Here is a 17,319-nt window from a genome sequence, read left to right on the forward strand (position 1 = left end):
TACGCCTCCCCCGGCGCGCCGGTCAGCGTTCGGCCAGCGCGGCCACCACTCGCTCGGTCACCTCGGTCCAGTATGCCCGCTGTTCTTCCCGCTCGTCGGCGCCCGCGAGCCATTCCTGGTGGAAGCGGAGCGTGGTCTTCTGCTCGGTGCCACTCACCGTGATCTGGAGGGTGGAGTCGTGATCCCAGTCCTTCGGCCGCCAGGTCAGCCGGAGCTTGTCACCCTCGGAACGGCTACGGATCTCGCCGGTCGTCCCGTTGGCCGTCTCGTAGGGCGCGCCCAGTTCACGGCCGAGGTCGGCACCAGGGCCGAGCCAGATCTCCACACCCTCGCGTCCGACCAGGAAGTCCCACACCTGCGCGCCGCTGTACGGCACGGTTTGGGAAACGCCTACCTGCCAACCACTTCCGGCTGTTTTGGCCACTGCTCTCGTCACCGGCCCATCCTCGCATCGGGTGTACCGTGCGAGGTTCACCGGTCCGGGTGGAGGATCTCTTTCTGTGCGCTACCGTCCGATTTCTCCCGCTCTGCTGGTCTCCGAACTGACCGAACGCATCACGGCGATCACGGGCCGCCGCCGGATCGCGGTCGCCGTCGACGGCGCGGGCGGTGCGACCAACACCACAGAACTCGCCGACGCCCTGGTCGATCCCCTGCGGGTCGCCGGTCACGCGGCGTTGCGGGTCTCGGCGAACGACTTCCTCCGCCCCGCGTCCCTGCGCTTCGAACGCGGCAAGGAAGACCCGGACGCGCGCTACACCGACTGGCTGGACCTCGGCGCCCTGCGCCGCGAGGTGCTCGATCCCCTCGCCGAGGGCGGCAGCGGACGGGTCCTCCCGTCGCTGTGGGATCCGGTCCGCGATCGCGCCACCCGTGCCGAGCGCGTCGAACTGCCCGAAGGCGGTGTCGTCCTGCTGGACGGCGAGTTCCTGTTCGGCGCGGGCCTCGCGTTCGATCTGAGCGTGCACCTGTGGCTTTCATCCGCCGCGCTCAAGCGGCGGGTGCCCGACGAATGGGCGCTGCCCGCCTACGAGCGCTACGAAGCCGAAGTCGACCCGGTGGCGTTGGCCGACATGGTGATCCGCGTCGACGACCCGAACCACCCGGCACGCTACGAACCCTGACGGCGCTCGCCGTCACCGCACCGCCGCGACCGGGTCGCCGTCGAGCAGGCCGGAGAGCCTGCTCGCCATGGTGTCCCACCGCCAGTGCTGCCCGACCCATTCGCGGCCGGCGGCCCCCATCCGCCGCGCCCGCACCGGATCGGCCAGCAACGCGGCCAGCGTCTCCCGCAACTGCTGTTCGTCACGGCCGTCAACGACGTGCCCGGTGACCTCGTCCAGCACCGTTTCCGGTGCCCCGCCGGAATTCCCGGCGACGACCGGCAGCCCGGTCGCCGAAGCCTCCAGGTAGACGATGCCGAGCCCTTCGACGTCGAGGCCCTTCCCTCGCGTCCTGGCGGGCATCGCGAAGACGTCACCGGCGTTGTAGTGCGCCGGCAACTCCTTCCACGGCACCGATCCGGTGATGACCACGTTGTCTTCGACACCCAGCGCGTCGACCAGCCCGGTGAGCGTCTTGCGGTACGGGCCGCCGCCGACGAGCAGCAGCGCCACGTCCGGGACCCGCCTGCGGAGCTCGGGCAGGATCTTGATCAGCATGTCCTGGCCCTTGCGCGGCACGAGCCGTGAAACGCAGACGATCGTCGGCCGGTCACCGAGACCGTGCCGATCGCGGATCTCCTTGCCCGCGGCGGGATCCGGGCGGTACAGGGCGGTGTCGACGCCGCACGGGAGCATCTCCAGCCCCGCCATCGGGCCGAAAGCGGCCGAGAACCGGGACCGCGTGTACTTGCTGACGTAGGTGATCACGTCGACGGTGTCGCCGATCCGCCGCAACGCCTGCCGTGACCCCGGAAGCATCGACCAGCCGACCTCGTGACCGTGCGTCGAGGCCAGGACGCGGCGGGCACCCGCCGCGCGCAGCGGATGCCCCAGCAACGCCAGCGGCGCGGCCGCGCCGAACCAGACGGCCTCGCAGTCGCGGGCCCGCATGATCTCCTTGGCCCGCTTGAGCACGTCCGGTGTCGGCAGCATGAGGGACGTCGGATGACGCACCACCTCGAACGGGGCGGCGGCGTCGAACTCGGTGTGCGAGCCGGTACTCGATTCCCAGGACGGCGCGTACACGACGAGATCGTCCGCGGGCAGACGGGTGGCCAGCGAGTTCAGGTAGTTCTGGATACCGCCTGGCCGGGGCGGGAAGTCGTTGGTCACCAGCAGCGTCCTCAGCACCCCTGCAGGCTACTTGGCCCCCGGTACGCGAAAGGGGCGGCACCGCCTGCGCGGTACCGCCCCTTTCCGGGTGTTCGTCAGGCCGTCGGGCGACGGGCTCCGACGTAGTTGTTCTGCAGCGGCGACACCTTGACGACGTCACCGGAGGTCGGCGCGTGCACCATCATGCCGTTGCCGACGTACATGCCCACGTGCGAGACGGGCGAGTAGTAGAACACCAGGTCGCCCGGCTGAAGCTGCGACTTCTCGACCGGAGCGCCGAAGGTGGACTGCTGACGGCTCGACCGCGGCAGCGAAAGACCGGCCTGCTTGTAGGCCCACTGCATGAGACCCGAGCAGTCGAACTGCGACGGACCTGTCGCACCCCACACGTACGGGCTGCCGAGCTTGCTCTTCGCGGCGGCGAGTGCCGCCGCGGCAGCGGGGCCGGGAGCGGGCAGGTTGGGGAATGCGCCGCCCTTGTCCTTCTGGGCGGCCTTGTCCGCGGCGCTCAGGTTGCCGCCGGCCCGCTCGATCTCCTTGAGCTGGTCGTTCAGCGTCTTCTGCCGCGCCTCGATGTCCGTCGTCAGCTTGGCGGCGGCGTCACGGGCGGCGGTGGCCGCCGCCTGCGCGTCGGCGGCCTTCTGCGCGGAGGCCGCGGCCTGGGCCACGGCGCCGCTCAGGTTGTTCAGAGCGGTGTTCTTGTTCGCGGCGAGGACCTCGAGCGCTGAGGAACGGTCCAGGAAGTCCTGGGTCGACGCGCCCGACAGCAGCGACGACAGCTTGTTCAGCTGCACACCGCTGGTGAACGACGCGCCGGCGAACTTGTTGACCTCGGCCTGGAACGTCTTTTCGTCACCGGCGGCCTTGAGACCGGCGTCCTTGGCCGCCGCGGCGTCCGCGGTGGCCTTGTCGAGCTCACCCTGCTTCGCGGCGAGATCGTCTTTCGCCTTCAGGAGGTCCTCGTTCGCCTTCTCCGCCTGCGCCGCGAGGTCGCGGTACTTGGCGAGCGCGTCCGAACCGGACGGGGGCTGTTGTTGGGCGGGGGCTGGGGCAGCGGTGGCGGAAGGCTGAGCGACCGTTACCGCGGTGATCACCGCGGCCGCGGCCAAAGCTCCTGACACCACGCGCTTGACTGGATGCGACTGCACGGTCGCGCGTGTCTCCTTTGCTGTCGGCCACTGACTCCGAAACCCGGGACGAAGAGGTCGGGGGCCCTCTTCCACGGAGCCGCGTCGCCGGCCGTGAAGCCCGCGCGGTTCCCCGCGTTCCCACCTGGCACCTGGCCGACTGCTATCGCAACAGGTTTGGCGCCCGGCTGGTTTCTGGTGCAACTCCCCGACAAAGCTGCTTCAGTGGCGATCCCGTGTCGCCGTCTGGCGACGACTTCCGGCCACGAGATCTCGGACAGGTTACGAAACCACAGGCACCACGTCCACCACGCCCACCGCAAAAACTCTCCGTGATGCGCCGAAACACCTTCGGACCAGCATGAGCGGAAAGTTGTGACGGGCGTTACATCCTGGGGACCATTACGACTACCTACCGTTCGCCTGATCGGATCGACCACTCGTCGAATGCCCCGGTCGCGGCGTGTCTCAGGCCGTCATCCGCCGCTCTCGCTCGACCCTCCGGACCATCCGGAGGCGCGGGATCATCCCCGCTTCCGCGAGCACGTCGACCGCTTTTCGCTCGTCGGCGTCCCATTCGAGCGACGGCGGCGCGCCGAGGAGGACACTGACGACACAGTCATGACATGCGTCACCCCGGACCGCGCAGCGATCGCAATCGATGACGAGCGTCTCTCTATCCGCTATCTCGGTCATGACGCACACGATAAGAGCGACCACTGACAGTTTCGGGCCTCGTGAGTGGTAAAGGGGCAAGGCAAAGGTGACGTGACACCGCACTCACGTGCTCAGAGCCGTGACACCCGAGTGCTGCCTCGCTTCTAAACCCGGCTGAGCCTCGACACCAGTACCGCCGACGGCACCGGATGCGCGCCCTTCCGCCGCACCGAGTCCGCCACCGCCCGGTCGGTGCTCGCGACCACCATCGGCCGGCCAGGCGGCTCGGCCGCGACCAGGGACCGGATGACGTCGTCCGCGAGCACGCCGCGTTCGGAGAACAGCACCCGCACCCCGCGCGGCACCGCGGCGGGCACGGAAAGCACCCCGGCGCCGTCGAACACCACGGTCACCTCGGCGCTGGTCCGCGCGGCCAGCGCGGAAAGCTGGTGGATCAGCCGATCGCGCTGATCGGACAGCGCCAACTCGGGATAGCCGGTCTTCGTGACGTTGTAGCCGTCGACGATGAGGTGCACGTTGGGCAGCGCGAGATGCCGGTCGAGCGCGGTGACGTCCTGGATCTTGCCGCCCGCTCCCAGCCCCGACGTCGCACCGCGGACCATGTCCGCCGGGCGCTGGCCCCTCGCGCTCACCGAAAGTTCCCGGCGCAACCCGCCGACGGCGCCTTCGATCGTGTCCAGCAGCAGCCCGAGCCTGACCTCGTCGGCCTGACGCGCCTCGCGGGCGGACTGGCGGGCGATCTCGGCGTCCGTGACGGCCTTCTCCGCCCGCGCCTTCTCTGCCGCGACTCGCTGCCTCTCACGGTCGAGCTGGGCCTTCAGCGCCTTGATCTCCTCGGCGCGCTCGGCGCCGCCGCTCTCCAGCTCGGCTCGGGCCTCGGCGACCGCGTCCTTGGCCTGACGTAACTGGACACCTTGCTCTCGCAGGCGTTTCAGCAGTTTCTCGACCTCGGCTTCGCGTTCACCCCTGGCGTTGCTCGCGATCTCCTTGGCCTCACGCAACTCTTCCCGCAGCTGGGCGAGTTCGGCCTCGAGCCGCTGGTTGCGGGCCAGCGCGGCATCACGTTCGGCGCGTAACGCCGTCTCGTCGGCGTTCTTCGCCACCAGCCGGACACGTCCGGCCGCGCCCGCCTCGCCGAGCAGCACGGCGGCGGCCGCGGCGGCGACGGAATCGGGGGCGTTCGGGTCGAGGGCGTCCTTGCGGTGGTCGCGCAGCCATTCGGTGACCGCGACCCGGAACTGCGACGACTCCCCCAGCGCGGCGAGCAACGCCGTCCCGCCGAGTTTCGCGCGTTTCGCCGGGGCGAACTTCGCGACCGGGCGCAGCTGCCTCGGCACGTCGGCCACCGGCAGTTTGCCGACGGCGGCCGCGGCGAGCTCGGCGATCCGCTCGCGTACGGGCTCCGGCAAGGCCGTCCAGCCGTCGGCCGGGACCTCTTCGGACTCCTCGTGCCCACCTACCGACGCCACGACACCCGAGGGTCCGCCGGTGGCGTCCTCGGGCAGTTCGGGCACTGCGGGCTGCGGCTGCATCGCTCCAGCGTAGGCCCCATGGGCTCGGGGCGCGCTGGATGGGACGGCGTGCGACGATCCCGGGATTGTCGGTGCCCGCCCCTACTGTGCCCGATCATGGACACCGGACGGCGGCCCGGCGCGGCGCAACTCGCCTTCGACGAACTGGGAACCCCCTTGCGGGACACCACTTTCGTCGTTTTCGACCTGGAAACCACGGGTACGAAACCCGGTCCGGACGGAATCACCGAGATCGGCGCGGTCAAGGTCCGCGCCGGCGAGATCCTCGGCGAGTTCGCCACCTTCGTCAACCCGGGGATGCCGATCCCGCCGCAGATCGTGGAGCTCACCGGCATCACCGGCGCGATGGTCTACGACGCTCCCCGGATCGATCGCGTGCTGCCGGCGTTCCTCGAGTTCATCTCAGGGGCCGTGCTCGTGGCGCACAACGCCCCCTTCGACACCGGCTTCATGCGCGCGGCCTGCGAAGGCCACGGGTACCGCTGGCCGAAGACGGCCGTCGTCTGCACGGTCCGGCTCGCCCGCCGGGTCATCTCCCGTGACGAGACGCCCAGCTACCGGCTTTCCGCGCTGGCCGCGCTGTTCGGCGCGCGGACGACGCCCAACCACCGTGCCCTCGCGGACGCACGGGCCACAGTGGACGTCCTGCACGCGTTGCTCGAACGCGTCGGCAACCTCGGCGTCCACACGCTCGAAGAACTGCTGGACTACCTGCCCGAGGTGACCCCGGCCCAGCGCCGCAAACGTTCGCTGGCCGAACACCTGCCTTCGCGGCCCGGCGTCTACCTGTTCCGCGGCCCCAGCGACGAGGTCCTCTACGTCGGGACGTCGTCCGACCTGCGCCGCCGGGTCCGGCAGTACTTCACCGGCTCGGAGAGCCGGGGGCGGATCCGGGAGATGGTCGCGCTGGCCGAACGGGTCGACGCGGTCGAATGCGCGCACGCGCTGGAGGCCGCGGTCCGGGAGCTCCGGCTGATCGCCGCCCACCGCCCGATGTACAACCGCCGTTCCAAGAACCCACGCAACGCCTGGTGGGTCGCGCTGACCGAGGAGGCGTTCCCCCGCCTGTCGGTGGTCCGCATGCCGCGAGACGGGATGCTGGGGCCCTTTCGCAGCCAGACGGACGCCCGGTCGGCCGCGGACACCCTCGCCGGCGCCTCCGGGCTGCGGACATGCACCCAGCGCATCTCCGCGACCGCCCCGAACGGCAAACCCTGCGTTCTCGCCGAACTAGGGCGCTGCGGCGCGCCCTGCGCGGGGCTCCAGACGGTCGAGGAGTACCGGCCCGGCGTGCTGGCGGTGTCCGGGCTCATCGCCGGGACGGACGGGCGGCCGCTGCGGGCCGCCGCCGATCAGCTGGCCAGGCTCGCCGCGGCCGAGCACTACGAACAGGCCGCCCAGCACCGCGATCAGCTGGCCGGGCTGATCCGCGCGGTCGGCCGGGCGCACCGGCAGTCGGCGCTGGCGGGTATCCCGGAACTGATCGCGGCGGGCCCGGACGGCAACGGCGGCTGGGAACTCGCGGTGATCCGGCACGGCAGGCTCGCGTCGGCGGGGGTCGCGCGGCGCGGGGTGCCGCCGATGCCGGTGGTCGAGATGCTGGTGGCCTCGGCGGAAACGGTGCTCCCCGGCCCCGGGCCGCTCTTCGGCGCGTTCCCCGAGGAGGTCGGCATCCTGTTGCGCTGGCTGGCCCGCCCCGGTGTCCGGCTCGTGCGCACCACACACCCGTGGGCGGAACCGGCCGCCGTAGCGGGCGGCTGGGGAGAGTGGCTCGACCTCGCGGCGAGCGCGACGGCGCTGGAACACGTGGCGGGCTAGGATTCCGCTTGGCGGGACCACCTCTTTTGGGCCGAAGGCCCACGGGAACGCGATGAAGGGGCGCCTGCCTGGTCAAGTTGGCCGGACCGCTGACTGCGCTCCTTCGGCGCGTTTCCGTCAGCGCGCGACAATGAACACAGGAGGACCCTTTGATCACGGCGATCGTGCTGATCCAGGTCGAAGCCGATGCCATCCCCGAGGCGGCACAGGCGATCGCGGACATCGACGGGGTCCGCGAGGTCTATTCCTGCGCGGGCGACGTCGACCTGATCGCTTCGATCCGGGTTTCGGCCCACGAGGACCTCGCGGATCTGATCCCGGCGAAGATCGGCAAGATCCCCGGTGTGCTGAGCACCGTCACGCATATCGCGTTCCGCTCGTACTCGAAGGCCGACAGCGAGTCCGCTTTCGACATCGGCGTCGAAGGCGCCTGAACCCCTCAGGTGCTCTCCGCCAGCATGGTCCGGCAGATCTCCACGAACCCACCCGCCAGCGCGCGGTACTCCTGATGGGTCAGCACCGAACTGTTCTCCAGTGACCGCGTGAACTCGGCGAACACCGGAACGTCGAGGACGACGAAGTCACTCGCCATGAACGACAGCCCGTGCGGCACCCCGTGGCTGCCGGACAGGCTGTCCGCCATGTCCACGAACAGCTTGCCGACCCGCAACGCCGGGCTCCAGACGGTCTTGCCGGACGCTTCGAAGATGTAGCTCATCGCTTCCCTTGTCCCTGCAGCGCGTGAAGGCCCCCTTCCCTCGGCTCAACCGAGGGAAGGGGGCCTTCACGCGCTTCTTGGCAGAACTAGTGCCCGGAGGTGATTTCCTTGCGCTCCTGCGAGGGCTCGCCGCCGATGTCGTCGACCTTGCCGTTGCCGTGCCCGTTGGCCCGGGCGCGCTCCAGCGCGATCGTCTCCTCGACCGGGTCCGGAGACCAGACCGAACCCGCGACGGCGTGCCCGGCCGAGCCGAGCTTGTTCATCTTCTTCGGCACCGACGCGCCCTGGTACTCGAGCGGCAGCGGGTGGCCGTGGTCGTCCACCGGGCCGAGCGGCTGGTGGATCTCGATGAACTCACCGTGCGGCAGGCGCTTGATGATGCCGGTTTCGACACCGTGCTCCAGCACCTCGCGGTCGGCCCGCTGCAGGCCGAGGCAGATCCGGTAGGTGATGTAGTACGCCAGCGGCGGCAGCAGCAGGACACCGATCCGGCCCGCCCACGTCGTCGCGTTCAGCGAGATGTCGAAGGCGAACGCGATGATGTCGTTGAAGCCCGACAGCATGATGACCGCGAAGAAGGTCAGGGCCATGATGCCCAGCGAGGTCCGGACCGGGACGTCGCGCGGACGCTGCAGCAGGTTGTGGTGCGCGGTGTCCTTGGACAGCTTTCGCTCGATCCAGGGATACATCACCAGCAGGCTGATCAGCAGCGGCATCCCGATCGCGCCGGGGAAGAACACCGCCGGGACCGTGTAGTTCCCGAGGTAGAGCTCCCACGCGGGCCAGATCCGCAGCATGCCGTCGGCCCAGGCCATGTACCAGTCCGGCTGTGAACCCGCCGAGACCTGCGCCGCGTTGTACGGGCCGATGTTCCAGATCGGGTTGATCTGGAAGAGACCCGACATCAGCGCGATGACGCCGGTGACCAGCGCGAAGAACGCACCGCCCTTGAGCGCGAAGACCGGCATGATGCGGACGCCGACGACGTTGGTCTCCTTGCGGCGCACGCCCGGGAACTGCGTGTGCTTCTGGTACCAGACCAGCGCGAGGTGCGCGGCCACCAGGCCGAGCATGATGCCCGGCAGCAGCAGGATGTGGATCGTGTACAGGCGCGGGATGATCTCGTTGCCGGGGAACTCCCCGCCGAACAGCGCCCAGTGGATCCAGGTCCCCATGACCGGCACCGAGAGCACGATGCCCGACAGGGTCGCGCGGATACCGGTACCGGAGAGCAGGTCGTCCGGGAGCGAGTAGCCGAAGAAGCCTTCGAACATGCCCAGGACCAGCAGCAGCGCACCGATGACCCAGTTCGCCTCACGCGGGCGCCGGAACGCGCCGGTGAAGAAGATCCGGAACATGTGCACCATCATCGAGGCCACGAAGATCAACGCGGCCCAGTGGTGCAGCTGCCGGACGAACAGACCGCCGCGGACGTCGAACGAGATGTCCAGTGTGGTCGCGAAGGCCCGCGACATCTCGACGCCCTGCAGGCCGGTGTAGCTGCCGTTGTAGACGACCTCCTCCATGGAGGGGTCGAAGAACAGCGTGAGATAGACACCGGACAGCAACAGGATGATGAAGCTGTAGAGCGCGATCTCGCCGAGCAGGAACGACCAGTGCGTCGGGAACACCTTGTTGAGCTGGTGCCGCATGCCCTTGGCCAGGTGATACCGGTCGTCGGCCCACTTCGCACCAGCGCCCGCGGCCTTCTCGACCGGGTTCGTCCCCTTCGTCGGGGTGGTGAGTGAACTCATGACTTACGCTCCCAAAAGGCCGGTCCGACGGCCTCGTTGAAGTCTCCGCGCGCGATCAGGTAGCCCTCTTCGTCCACTGTAATCGGAAGCTGGGCCAACGGCCGCGTAGCAGGCCCGAAAATCGGCTTGGCGTAGTGGAGCGCGTCGAACTGCGACTGGTGACAGGGGCAGAGGATGCGGTTGGTCCGCTGCTCGTACAGGGAGGTCGGGCAGCCGACGTGGCTGCAGATCTTCGTGTACGCGAAGTAGTCCCCGAAGTTGTAGTCCTCCTGGCCCTGACGCTTGACGACCTTGGCGGCGTCGGTCGGGCGGAGGCGGATCAACATGACCGGGTTGTCGACCCGCTTGAAGGCGGCCGAAAGCGCGTGCTCGTCCTCACGCTCGGACTCGCGGAACGGGAAGACCGTCTCCATGGCGCCCGCGTCGAGGTCCTCGACCCTGACCAGGGAGACCTCGTGCGGACGGCCGGTGTTGCGGCGCAGGTAGACCTTCTCTTCCGGGAAGTTCTTCTTCCAGCCCGAGTGCCACAGGGAGTCGCGGTTCTCGGTGTCCTTCCACGGGTCCTTGATGAAGGACGCGATCGGCAGCGCCGCGACGGCGAGGCCGAGCACACCGGCACCGGCGCCCGCGGACCGCTTGATCATCGAGCGGCGCGCGATGGTCATACGGTTACCCGAGTCGGCCAGCTGGGCGAGGATCGTGGCCTTGTCGACCTCTTTCGACCCGCCGTCACCGCGCTCCTGCACCGAGACCTCGGCCGGGACGAACTTCTTGGTGTAGAGGATCACGCCGATACCGAGGCTGAGCACGGCGAGCCCGAGGGAGACCCCGAGCAGCGGCGTGTACAGCGTGTACTTGGTGTAGCCGGTCGTGCCCGGCTCCTTGTACTCGAACCAGTGCGGCCAGGCGACGAGGACCACGAACGCGAGGCCGGACAGCGCGGCCAGCACGAACCAGAGTGCGACAGCGCGCTCGGCGCGCTTCTCCGCCTTGGTCCCTTCGACCGGCCACGGCGTCGGGTATTCGACGATCTCGACCCCGTCGAGCGCGGTACCCAGCTTGACGAGCTGGTCGCGATCCATGTCCGCCAACTCCGCCTCTGTCGGCGGCTTCGGCCCTTCGGCGCTCATGCCTTCGATCCAATCCACAACGTCACGCCGATCAGCGCGGCGATCCCGACGATCCACGCGATCGCGCCCTCCGAAGCCGGGCCAAGTCCGCCGAGCGAGCTACCGCCGGGTGAGTTGTTCCCGTGACTCACGGACTTCACGAACGCGATGATGTCCTTCTTCTCCTCCGGCGACAGCTGCCGGTCGGAGAACTTGGGCATGTTCTGCGGCCCGGTGAGCATCGCGGTGTAGATCTGCTCTTCCGTGGCCGGGTCCAGGTTCGGGGCGAACTTGCCCGACGAGAGCGCGCCACCGCGGCCGGTGAAGCCGTGGCACGAGGCGCAGTTGAGGCGGAAGAGTTCGCTGCCGCGCGCGACGTCGTCGCCACGCAGCGCGTCACCCTTCTCGGCGGGACGCTGCGCGCCGCCACCGTTGGCCTGGATGTAGGCGCCCAGCGCGTTGATCTCGGCCTCGGACAGCTTCGGCGGCTTCCGCTGCGCCTGTGCTTCCTGGCGCACCGCGGGCATGCGGCCGGTCGAAGTCTGGAAGTACACGGCCGCGTCGCCGATGCCGATGAGGCTCGGGCCACGGTCGGGGACGCCCTCGAGCTTCGGCCCGTGACATTCGATACACGTGTTGTTGTAGAGCTTCTCGCCCTCGCGCAGGAGGGCGGATTCGCCCTGCGCCTGCGCGGTCTGCGGCTCCGGGGCGAAGACGGCGTACAGCCCGCCCACGCTCAGCAGCGCGATCCCGAGCGCCAGCGCACCGGCGAACCGCCGGTGCAGCTTGGACCGCGCGCGGAAGCGGCGGCGATCCGTCTTGTCCTTGCTGGAGGTCATCTTGCGGCAACCCTTGCTGTCAGTTCAGGCCGATAGGTCGTGGTGGCGGCTTCGTTCACGGAAGGATGTAGATCACCGCGAACAGGCCCACCCACACGATGTCGACGAAGTGCCAGTAGTAGGACACGACGATCGCCGAGGTGGCTTGAGCCGGGGTGAACTTGCTCAGCTTGGTGCGGATGAGCAGGTACACGAACGCGATGAGCCCACCGATGACGTGCAGGCCGTGGAACCCGGTCGCGAGGAAGAACACCGTGCCGAACGGGCCGGACGGGATGGTCATCCCCTCGTCGATCAGGTGGAGGTACTCGTAACCCTGGCCGCCGACGAAGATCGCGCCCATGATCAACGTGATGATGTACCAGCGGCGCAGGCCGAAGACGTCACCCTTTTCGGCGGCGAACACGCCGAACTGACAGGTGAACGACGAGGCCACGAGGATCACCGTGAACGGGATCGCCAGCGCGACGTTCAGATGGAAGGGCTCACCGTGCAGCGGCGGCGGCCACTGACCGGAGGCGTTCTGCGCCTTCACGGTGAAGAACATGGCGAACAGTCCGGCGAAGAACATCAGTTCGCTGGACAGCCACACGATGGTGCCGACACTGACCATGTTCGGCCGGTTCAGCGAGTGGACCCGCTGGCTGATGGTGGGAGCTGCCGTTGTCACGCGTCGCATTATGTCCTCTCACGCACGGGGCCCGCCGGGTGGGTCCACGGCAAGTCGCGTGCGTGTCGGGTCACATCTGAACGAAAGCGGGAACAGGGCTACTCATGGGTTTACTAGATCGGCTTCGTGACCTGGTCAAGAAGCCGAAGCTCCCGGATCTGACCGTCGACACGCCCGGCGTGGAGATCGTCGTGACGGCTTTCGACCCCGCCGAGGCGGACTCCGCGGTGCTGGCGAGATCACCCGCTTGGGTCGCCGAAGCACCGGCGATCCTGCGCCACCACTTGAAACTGCCGCCCGAAAAGGTGGCGGAGGCGACGTCGATCCTCGCCCAGGACGGCTGGGAGCTGCGGGAACAGGGGCCGGACGACGGCTTCACGCTGGCGCACGCGTTGCGCGTCCAGACCCTCGACGCGCTGCACTGCGCGCAGGAACGGTCGCGGATGGCGGGACTCGCGCAGCGGCTCGGCGGCGATTCGCTGGGCTGGGACGCGCTCCAGCCGTCGGGTGCGTCCACGTGATGTCGGTCATGGCGGATAACATCGCCGGTGTCGAGATGACTAGACGAGGCGGAGGCGCGCTCATGGGCGAGCAGGCGATGCGGATCCTGGTGTTCAGCCACAAGGCGGAGGTGCGCGAGGCGATCATCAACGCCATCGGCCGCCGGCCCGCCGCCGACCTCGGCCGGGTGGACTACACCGAGGCGTCCGGTATCTCCGAGGTGCTCGTCGAGATGGACGCGGGCAACGTGGACCTGGCCATCCTCGACGGCGAGGCGCAGCCGACCGGCGGCATCGGGCTGACCCGCCAGCTCAAGAACGAGATCGAGGACTGCCCGCCGATCGTGGTGTCGGTCCGGCGCAAGGACGACCGCTGGCTCGCGACCTGGTCGCAGGCCGACGCGGTGCTGGTCCACCCGCTCGACCCGCTGACGGCCGCGGAGACGGTCGCCGACGTACTGCGCGCCCGGCGGGTGCCGGTCGTGCACGGCTGACCCGATGAGCGCGGCAGCCAAGACCTGGCCGTCCCTGCTCAACCAGCTCATCGCGCGGACGGACCTGTCCGAAGAGGACACCGCGTGGGCGATGGACCAGATCATGAGCGGGACGGCGACGCCCTCCCAGATCGCCGGGTTCGCCGTCGCGCTGCGGGCGAAGGGTGAGACACCGGCGGAGATCTCCGGTATGGCCGACGCCATGCTGGCGCACGCCAAACGGGTGACGATCGACCGGCCTTCGGTGGACATCGTCGGCACCGGTGGCGACCGGTCCAACTCGGTCAACATCTCCACCATGGCCACCGTGGTGACGGCCGCGGCGGGCGCGCCGGTGGCGAAACACGGCAACCGGAGCGCGTCGTCGAAGTCCGGCGCGGCCGATGTGCTGGAAGAGCTGGGCGTCACCATCGACCTGCCACCGGAGACGGTCCAGCGGAGCGTGAACGAACTGGGCATCGGCTTCTGTTTCGCGCCGAAGTTCCACCCCGCGCTGCGACACGCCGGCCCGACCCGCGGTGAACTCGGCGTGCCGACGACGTTCAACCTGCTGGGCCCGCTGACCAACCCGGCGCAACCGCGCAGTTCGCTGATCGGCTGCGCGTACGAGGACAAGACCCGCGTACTGGCCGAGGTGTTCGCACGCCGCGGGATGACCGTGCTGCTCGTCCGCGGCGACGACGGGCTCGACGAGATCACCACCACGACCACCAGTTCGGTGTGGGTGGTCTCCGGCGGCGAGATCACCGAACGCAGCTTCGACCCTTCGGCGCTGGGCATCGCGCGGGCGACCGCGGACGACCTCCGCGGCGGTGACGCGGCGCACAACGCCGAGGTCTTCCGTCAGGTGATGGCGGGGAAGACGGGGCCGGTGCGGGACGCGGTGCTGCTCAACTCGGCGGCCGCGCTGGCGGCTTTCACCGGTTTCTCGGGATCGCTGGAAGACGACCTGGCGGCCGGGCTCGCGCGGGCGGCCTCGGCGATCGACTCGGGTGCGGCGGCCGATCTGCTCAACCGGTGGATCGCCTTCGCCTGATCCTCACGGCCTGCTGAAGTCAGTCGGCTACTTGCGAGGTACGCCCCAGGGGGTGGCGACCGGCGTGAGCGGTACCCCTTACGCGCCGCCGGCCACGGCGAACTCCTGGCTGCGGTGGCGGGACGGGTGGTCCGGCTGTGCCGTCGCCGATGTCCGCCGGGTTCGAGTGGGGAAGATTCCGGACGTTGAACGTCCGGAATCTTCCCCACTCGAGGTGCGCCGGGAGGCAAGGAGGCCTCCGCGGACTCTCTCCTGGCGTGCCATGAAAGGTCCTTTCCTTGCAAAATTTGCAAGGAAAGGACCTTTCATGGCACGAGGCGACCGCTTCATGGCACGGAGGCGACCGCTAAGAAGCGGTGCTGAACCGCGCCCGGTAAGCCGTAGGCGTCAGCCCCGTAGCCCGCCGAAGCTGGGTACGCAGGTTCGCCGCGGTACCGAAGCCCGACGCCCGCGCCACCCGGTCCAGCCGCTGCTCCCCGCGCTCGATCAGCCGGCACGCCAGCGCGATCCGTTCCGTCGTGAGCCACGCCAGCGGCGTCGTCCCCAGTTCGGCCCGGAACCGCCGGTGCAGCGTCGCTTGGCTGGCCGCCGCCCGCGCGGCCAGGTCGGCGACGGTGAGCGGCCGGTCCAGCCGTTCGCGGGCCCATTCGAGCACCGGCGCCAGCGAGGTGTCCGGCACCGACGGCACCGGACGTTCGACGAACTGCCGCTGGCCACCGTCGCGGTGCCCGGCGAACACCAGACGGCGGCTCACCGCGTTGGCGATCTCGGCGCCGTGGTCGCGGCTGATCAGGTGCAGGCCGAGGTCCAGCGCGGCCGCGCTGCCCGCCGCGGTCAGGACGTCACCGTCGTCGACGAACAGGACGTCCGGCTCCAGCCGGACCTCGGGGAACAGGGTGCGGAACAGCCCGGCCCATTTCCAGTGTGTCGTCGCGCGCCGTCCGTCCAGGACACCCGCCCGCGCGAGGGTGAACGCGCCGGTGCAGAAGCTCACCAGCCGGGCGCCCCGCGCGGCCGCGTCGCGGATGGCCGCCAGTACCGGTTCCCCGGCCGGGAGCTCCGGATCGGGCCGGTTGGGCACGATCACCGTGTCGGCGGATTCCAGCGCTTCGAGTCCGGCGATCCCGGAGAGGGTGAACATCCCCAGGTGCATGCGCACGGACGGCTCGGCGGCGCACAGTGTGAAGTCGTACCAGGGCCGGTCCAGTTCCGGCCGCCGCAGGCCGAAGAGCTCGGTCGCGACGCCCATCTCGAAGGGGTTGGAGCCCTCGTCGACAAGGACGGCGACCCGGTGCGAAAAGACCCGGTGCGAGAAATCATGCGACATATGCGATTCCTAGCACTCACCGCCGCGCCGGTCCAGCGGCCAGGATCGAGGTCATGAGCAAGCAGCCGATCGACCTGGCGACCGCACTGGCCGGATTCGACGAGATCTGGAGCCCGCGGATCGTCGCCCACGTCAACGACTACGACGTCCGACTCGCCAAGGTCGCGGGCGTGCATGTCTGGCACGTCCACGAGAACACCGACGAGTTCTTCCTCGTCCTCGACGGCACCTTGGACATCGCGTTACGCGAGGAGGCGGGCGAGCGCGTCGTCACGTTGCCGCGTGGCTCGGTGTTCGTCGTCCCGCGCGGCACCTATCACAAACCGTCCTCAGTGGACGGTGCGTCGTTGCTGCTGTTCGAGCCGACCGGGACGCTCACCGTCGGCGACGCGCACGAAGAGGTCCCCGAGTACGTCGACGTCACCGTCGGGCACGACATTTCCGCTCAGCCAACGGAAAACGTCTTGCGGTAAGCACTCGGACTGGTACCGCGGAGCTTGCCGAACTGATGCCGCAGTGCCGCGGCGGAGGCGTACCCGCAGGCGACCGCTATGTCCTCAATGGACAGACGGCCTTCTTCGAGCAGCGCCTGCGCGCGATCGAGACGGCGTTCGGTGAGCCACCGGTGCGGTGTCGTGCCGGTGGCCGCCGAGAACCGGCGCAGGAACGTGCGCTCCCCCAAACCACTGCGGCGGGCGAGTTCCGCGACGGTGAACGGCCGGTCCAGCCGTCGCTCGATCCATTCGAGCGCTTCGGCGAGCACGGTGTCGTCCGGCGCGGCGGTCTCGGGAACCGGCGCCTGCACGAACTGCGCCTGCCCACCGGCGCGATGCGGAGCCGCGACCATCCGCCTGGCCAGCGTGGTGGCCGCGGCGACGCCTCGCAGTTCACGCACCAGATGCAGGCAGAGATCGACGGCTGCGACGGTCCCGGCACTGGTGAGGACGCCACCGTCGTCGACGTACAGCGCCTTCGGATCGACCTTCGCCGTCGGGAAACGCGACCGGAACTCCTGCTCGTAAACCCAGTGCACGGTGCAGTTTCGCCCGTCGAGAAGCCCCGCGTACCCGAGCGAGAAGACGCCCGCGCAGAAGCCCGCGACCCATGCTCCCCGGGACGCCGCGTCGCGCAGGACTTCCAGCACCGGCTCCGGCGGGCTCGCGCTGCGCGGCGCGCAGGTCGGGACGATCAGCAGATCGGCGGACGCCGCGAAGTCCAGGGTCTCCAGGCTGTTCAACCCGAAGCCGGACCAGCTCAGGACGTTCTCGCCCCCGGGCGAGCAGACGGCGAAGTCCCAGCCCTCGATGCCGTCGGCGCTGCGATCGGTGCCGAAGACCTCGCAAGCGACGCCGAGTTCGAACGGCGAGACCTGGTCGGCGAGCACCACCGCGACCTTCTGCACATCCATTCCGGCAGTGTGTCATAAGTTTTGCGGTCGATG

Annotated in this window: 19 protein-coding genes; 7 read left to right on the forward strand and 12 right to left on the reverse strand. The window is 69.3% G+C overall.

Translation table 11 applies throughout. The features are described from left to right. Positions 1–22: 22 nt before the first annotated feature. Positions 23–376: an SRPBCC domain-containing protein gene (locus ACZ5ZX_RS30900; RefSeq protein ID WP_465505558.1), complete on the reverse strand. Its 354-nt coding sequence runs from the start codon at positions 374–376 to the stop codon at positions 23–25. 124 nt (positions 377–500) lie between these two features. On the opposite strand from ACZ5ZX_RS30900, the gene ACZ5ZX_RS30905 reads away from it, so the two are divergent. Beyond that, a complete protein-coding gene (locus ACZ5ZX_RS30905; protein ID WP_465505502.1) occupies positions 501–1,124 on the forward strand; it encodes a nucleoside/nucleotide kinase family protein in 624 nt (207 codons plus the stop codon). 12 nt (positions 1,125–1,136) lie between these two features. On the opposite strand, the gene ACZ5ZX_RS30910 is transcribed toward ACZ5ZX_RS30905, so the two are convergent. The 4 genes from ACZ5ZX_RS30910 to ACZ5ZX_RS30925 form a co-directional block, all read right to left on the reverse strand. Continuing rightward, positions 1,137–2,294, reverse strand: a complete 1,158-nt coding sequence (locus tag ACZ5ZX_RS30910) for a glycosyltransferase family 4 protein (protein ID WP_465505503.1) — start codon at positions 2,292–2,294, stop codon at positions 1,137–1,139. 77 nt (positions 2,295–2,371) lie between these two features. Next, a complete protein-coding gene (locus ACZ5ZX_RS30915) occupies positions 2,372–3,424 on the reverse strand; it encodes a C40 family peptidase (RefSeq protein ID WP_465505504.1) in 1,053 nt (350 codons plus the stop codon). A gap of 447 nt (positions 3,425–3,871) precedes the next feature. Continuing rightward, complete coding sequence (locus ACZ5ZX_RS30920) at positions 3,872–4,099, reverse strand: hypothetical protein (RefSeq protein WP_465505505.1); 228 nt, start codon at positions 4,097–4,099, stop codon at positions 3,872–3,874. Between the two features lie 125 nt (positions 4,100–4,224). Further along, positions 4,225–5,613 carry an NYN domain-containing protein gene (locus tag ACZ5ZX_RS30925; protein WP_465505506.1) on the reverse strand — a complete coding sequence of 463 codons (1,389 nt, stop codon included), beginning with the start codon at positions 5,611–5,613 and terminating at the stop codon, positions 4,225–4,227. A gap of 96 nt (positions 5,614–5,709) precedes the next feature. Here ACZ5ZX_RS30925 and ACZ5ZX_RS30930 point away from each other — a divergent pair, with 96 nt between their 5' ends. Together ACZ5ZX_RS30930 and ACZ5ZX_RS30935 are read left to right on the forward strand one after the other, a co-directional pair. Then, positions 5,710–7,431: a DEDD exonuclease domain-containing protein gene (locus ACZ5ZX_RS30930; RefSeq protein WP_465505507.1), complete on the forward strand. Its 1,722-nt coding sequence runs from the start codon at positions 5,710–5,712 to the stop codon at positions 7,429–7,431. A gap of 149 nt (positions 7,432–7,580) precedes the next feature. Beyond that, positions 7,581–7,865 (forward strand): Lrp/AsnC family transcriptional regulator, encoded by a 285-nt coding sequence (locus tag ACZ5ZX_RS30935; RefSeq protein ID WP_465505508.1) that lies wholly within the window; start codon positions 7,581–7,583, stop codon positions 7,863–7,865. A 5-nt stretch (positions 7,866–7,870) separates the two neighbouring features. Here ACZ5ZX_RS30935 and ACZ5ZX_RS30940 read toward each other — a convergent pair whose 3' ends face one another. The 5 genes from ACZ5ZX_RS30940 to ctaE form a co-directional block, all read right to left on the reverse strand. After that, the gene (locus tag ACZ5ZX_RS30940) at positions 7,871–8,149 is read right to left on the reverse strand and encodes a DUF6086 family protein (protein ID WP_465505509.1); all 279 of its coding nucleotides are present in this window, start codon (positions 8,147–8,149) and stop codon (positions 7,871–7,873) included. An 86-nt stretch (positions 8,150–8,235) separates the two neighbouring features. Then, the gene (gene qcrB, locus ACZ5ZX_RS30945; protein WP_465330045.1) at positions 8,236–9,903 is read right to left on the reverse strand and encodes a cytochrome bc1 complex cytochrome b subunit; all 1,668 of its coding nucleotides are present in this window, start codon (positions 9,901–9,903) and stop codon (positions 8,236–8,238) included. Beyond that, entirely contained in the window at positions 9,900–11,033 is a 1,134-nt protein-coding gene (gene qcrA, locus ACZ5ZX_RS30950) for a cytochrome bc1 complex Rieske iron-sulfur subunit (protein ID WP_465505510.1), read from the reverse strand. Before qcrA ends, qcrB begins: the two co-directional genes overlap by 4 nt. Then, positions 11,030–11,851: a cytochrome bc1 complex diheme cytochrome c subunit gene (gene qcrC, locus ACZ5ZX_RS30955; protein WP_465505511.1), complete on the reverse strand. Its 822-nt coding sequence runs from the start codon at positions 11,849–11,851 to the stop codon at positions 11,030–11,032. The genes qcrA and qcrC overlap by 4 nt, the downstream gene beginning before the upstream one ends. A 55-nt stretch (positions 11,852–11,906) precedes the next feature. Then, positions 11,907–12,530: an aa3-type cytochrome oxidase subunit III gene (ctaE, locus tag ACZ5ZX_RS30960; RefSeq protein ID WP_061983144.1), complete on the reverse strand. Its 624-nt coding sequence runs from the start codon at positions 12,528–12,530 to the stop codon at positions 11,907–11,909. Positions 12,531–12,625: 95 nt separating this feature from the next. On the opposite strand from ctaE, the gene ACZ5ZX_RS30965 reads away from it, so the two are divergent. From ACZ5ZX_RS30965 to trpD, 3 genes are all read left to right on the forward strand, one after another. Beyond that, positions 12,626–13,042 (forward strand): hypothetical protein, encoded by a 417-nt coding sequence (locus ACZ5ZX_RS30965; RefSeq protein ID WP_465505512.1) that lies wholly within the window; start codon positions 12,626–12,628, stop codon positions 13,040–13,042. 62 nt (positions 13,043–13,104) lie between these two features. Then, a complete protein-coding gene (locus ACZ5ZX_RS30970) occupies positions 13,105–13,515 on the forward strand; it encodes a response regulator (RefSeq protein ID WP_020630400.1) in 411 nt (136 codons plus the stop codon). A 4-nt stretch (positions 13,516–13,519) separates the two neighbouring features. Further along, positions 13,520–14,551 carry an anthranilate phosphoribosyltransferase gene (gene trpD, locus ACZ5ZX_RS30975; protein ID WP_465505513.1) on the forward strand — a complete coding sequence of 344 codons (1,032 nt, stop codon included), beginning with the start codon at positions 13,520–13,522 and terminating at the stop codon, positions 14,549–14,551. 346 nt (positions 14,552–14,897) lie between these two features. Here the strand turns inward: trpD and ACZ5ZX_RS30980 are convergent, their stop codons facing one another. Further along, positions 14,898–15,878: a helix-turn-helix domain-containing protein gene (locus tag ACZ5ZX_RS30980; protein WP_465505514.1), complete on the reverse strand. Its 981-nt coding sequence runs from the start codon at positions 15,876–15,878 to the stop codon at positions 14,898–14,900. 53 nt (positions 15,879–15,931) lie between these two features. Here ACZ5ZX_RS30980 and ACZ5ZX_RS30985 point away from each other — a divergent pair, with 53 nt between their 5' ends. Continuing rightward, positions 15,932–16,351, forward strand: a complete 420-nt coding sequence (locus ACZ5ZX_RS30985) for a cupin domain-containing protein (protein WP_465505515.1) — start codon at positions 15,932–15,934, stop codon at positions 16,349–16,351. On the opposite strand, the gene ACZ5ZX_RS30990 is transcribed toward ACZ5ZX_RS30985, so the two are convergent. Then, complete coding sequence (locus tag ACZ5ZX_RS30990; RefSeq protein ID WP_465505516.1) at positions 16,324–17,286, reverse strand: GlxA family transcriptional regulator; 963 nt, start codon at positions 17,284–17,286, stop codon at positions 16,324–16,326. The genes ACZ5ZX_RS30985 and ACZ5ZX_RS30990 overlap by 28 nt on opposite strands. Positions 17,287–17,319 lie beyond the last annotated feature (33 nt).

The sequence above is a fragment of the Amycolatopsis sp. NPDC033938 genome, from assembly GCF_055575975.1.

What these genes read in the sequence shown, in the direction of transcription:
- ACZ5ZX_RS30920 (WP_465505505.1), bottom strand. Translation starts at nt 4,099, where the DNA reads ATGACCGAGATAGCGGATAGAGAGACGCTCGTCATCGATTGCGATCGC.
- ACZ5ZX_RS30925 (WP_465505506.1), bottom strand. Translation starts at nt 5,613, where the DNA reads ATGCAGCCGCAGCCCGCAGTGCCCGAACTGCCCGAGGACGCCACCGGC.
- ACZ5ZX_RS30930 (WP_465505507.1), top strand. Translation starts at nt 5,710, where the DNA reads ATGGACACCGGACGGCGGCCCGGCGCGGCGCAACTCGCCTTCGACGAA.
- ACZ5ZX_RS30940 (WP_465505509.1), bottom strand. Translation starts at nt 8,149, where the DNA reads ATGAGCTACATCTTCGAAGCGTCCGGCAAGACCGTCTGGAGCCCGGCG.
- qcrB (WP_465330045.1), bottom strand. Translation starts at nt 9,903, where the DNA reads ATGAGTTCACTCACCACCCCGACGAAGGGGACGAACCCGGTCGAGAAG.
- qcrA (WP_465505510.1), bottom strand. Translation starts at nt 11,033, where the DNA reads ATGAGCGCCGAAGGGCCGAAGCCGCCGACAGAGGCGGAGTTGGCGGAC.
- qcrC (WP_465505511.1), bottom strand. Translation starts at nt 11,851, where the DNA reads ATGACCTCCAGCAAGGACAAGACGGATCGCCGCCGCTTCCGCGCGCGG.
- ctaE (WP_061983144.1), bottom strand. Translation starts at nt 12,530, where the DNA reads ATGCGACGCGTGACAACGGCAGCTCCCACCATCAGCCAGCGGGTCCAC.
- ACZ5ZX_RS30965 (WP_465505512.1), top strand. Translation starts at nt 12,626, where the DNA reads ATGGGTTTACTAGATCGGCTTCGTGACCTGGTCAAGAAGCCGAAGCTC.
- ACZ5ZX_RS30970 (WP_020630400.1), top strand. Translation starts at nt 13,105, where the DNA reads ATGGGCGAGCAGGCGATGCGGATCCTGGTGTTCAGCCACAAGGCGGAG.
- trpD (WP_465505513.1), top strand. Translation starts at nt 13,520, where the DNA reads ATGAGCGCGGCAGCCAAGACCTGGCCGTCCCTGCTCAACCAGCTCATC.
- ACZ5ZX_RS30980 (WP_465505514.1), bottom strand. Translation starts at nt 15,878, where the DNA reads ATGTCGCATGATTTCTCGCACCGGGTCTTTTCGCACCGGGTCGCCGTC.
- ACZ5ZX_RS30985 (WP_465505515.1), top strand. Translation starts at nt 15,932, where the DNA reads ATGAGCAAGCAGCCGATCGACCTGGCGACCGCACTGGCCGGATTCGAC.
- ACZ5ZX_RS30990 (WP_465505516.1), bottom strand. Translation starts at nt 17,286, where the DNA reads ATGGATGTGCAGAAGGTCGCGGTGGTGCTCGCCGACCAGGTCTCGCCG.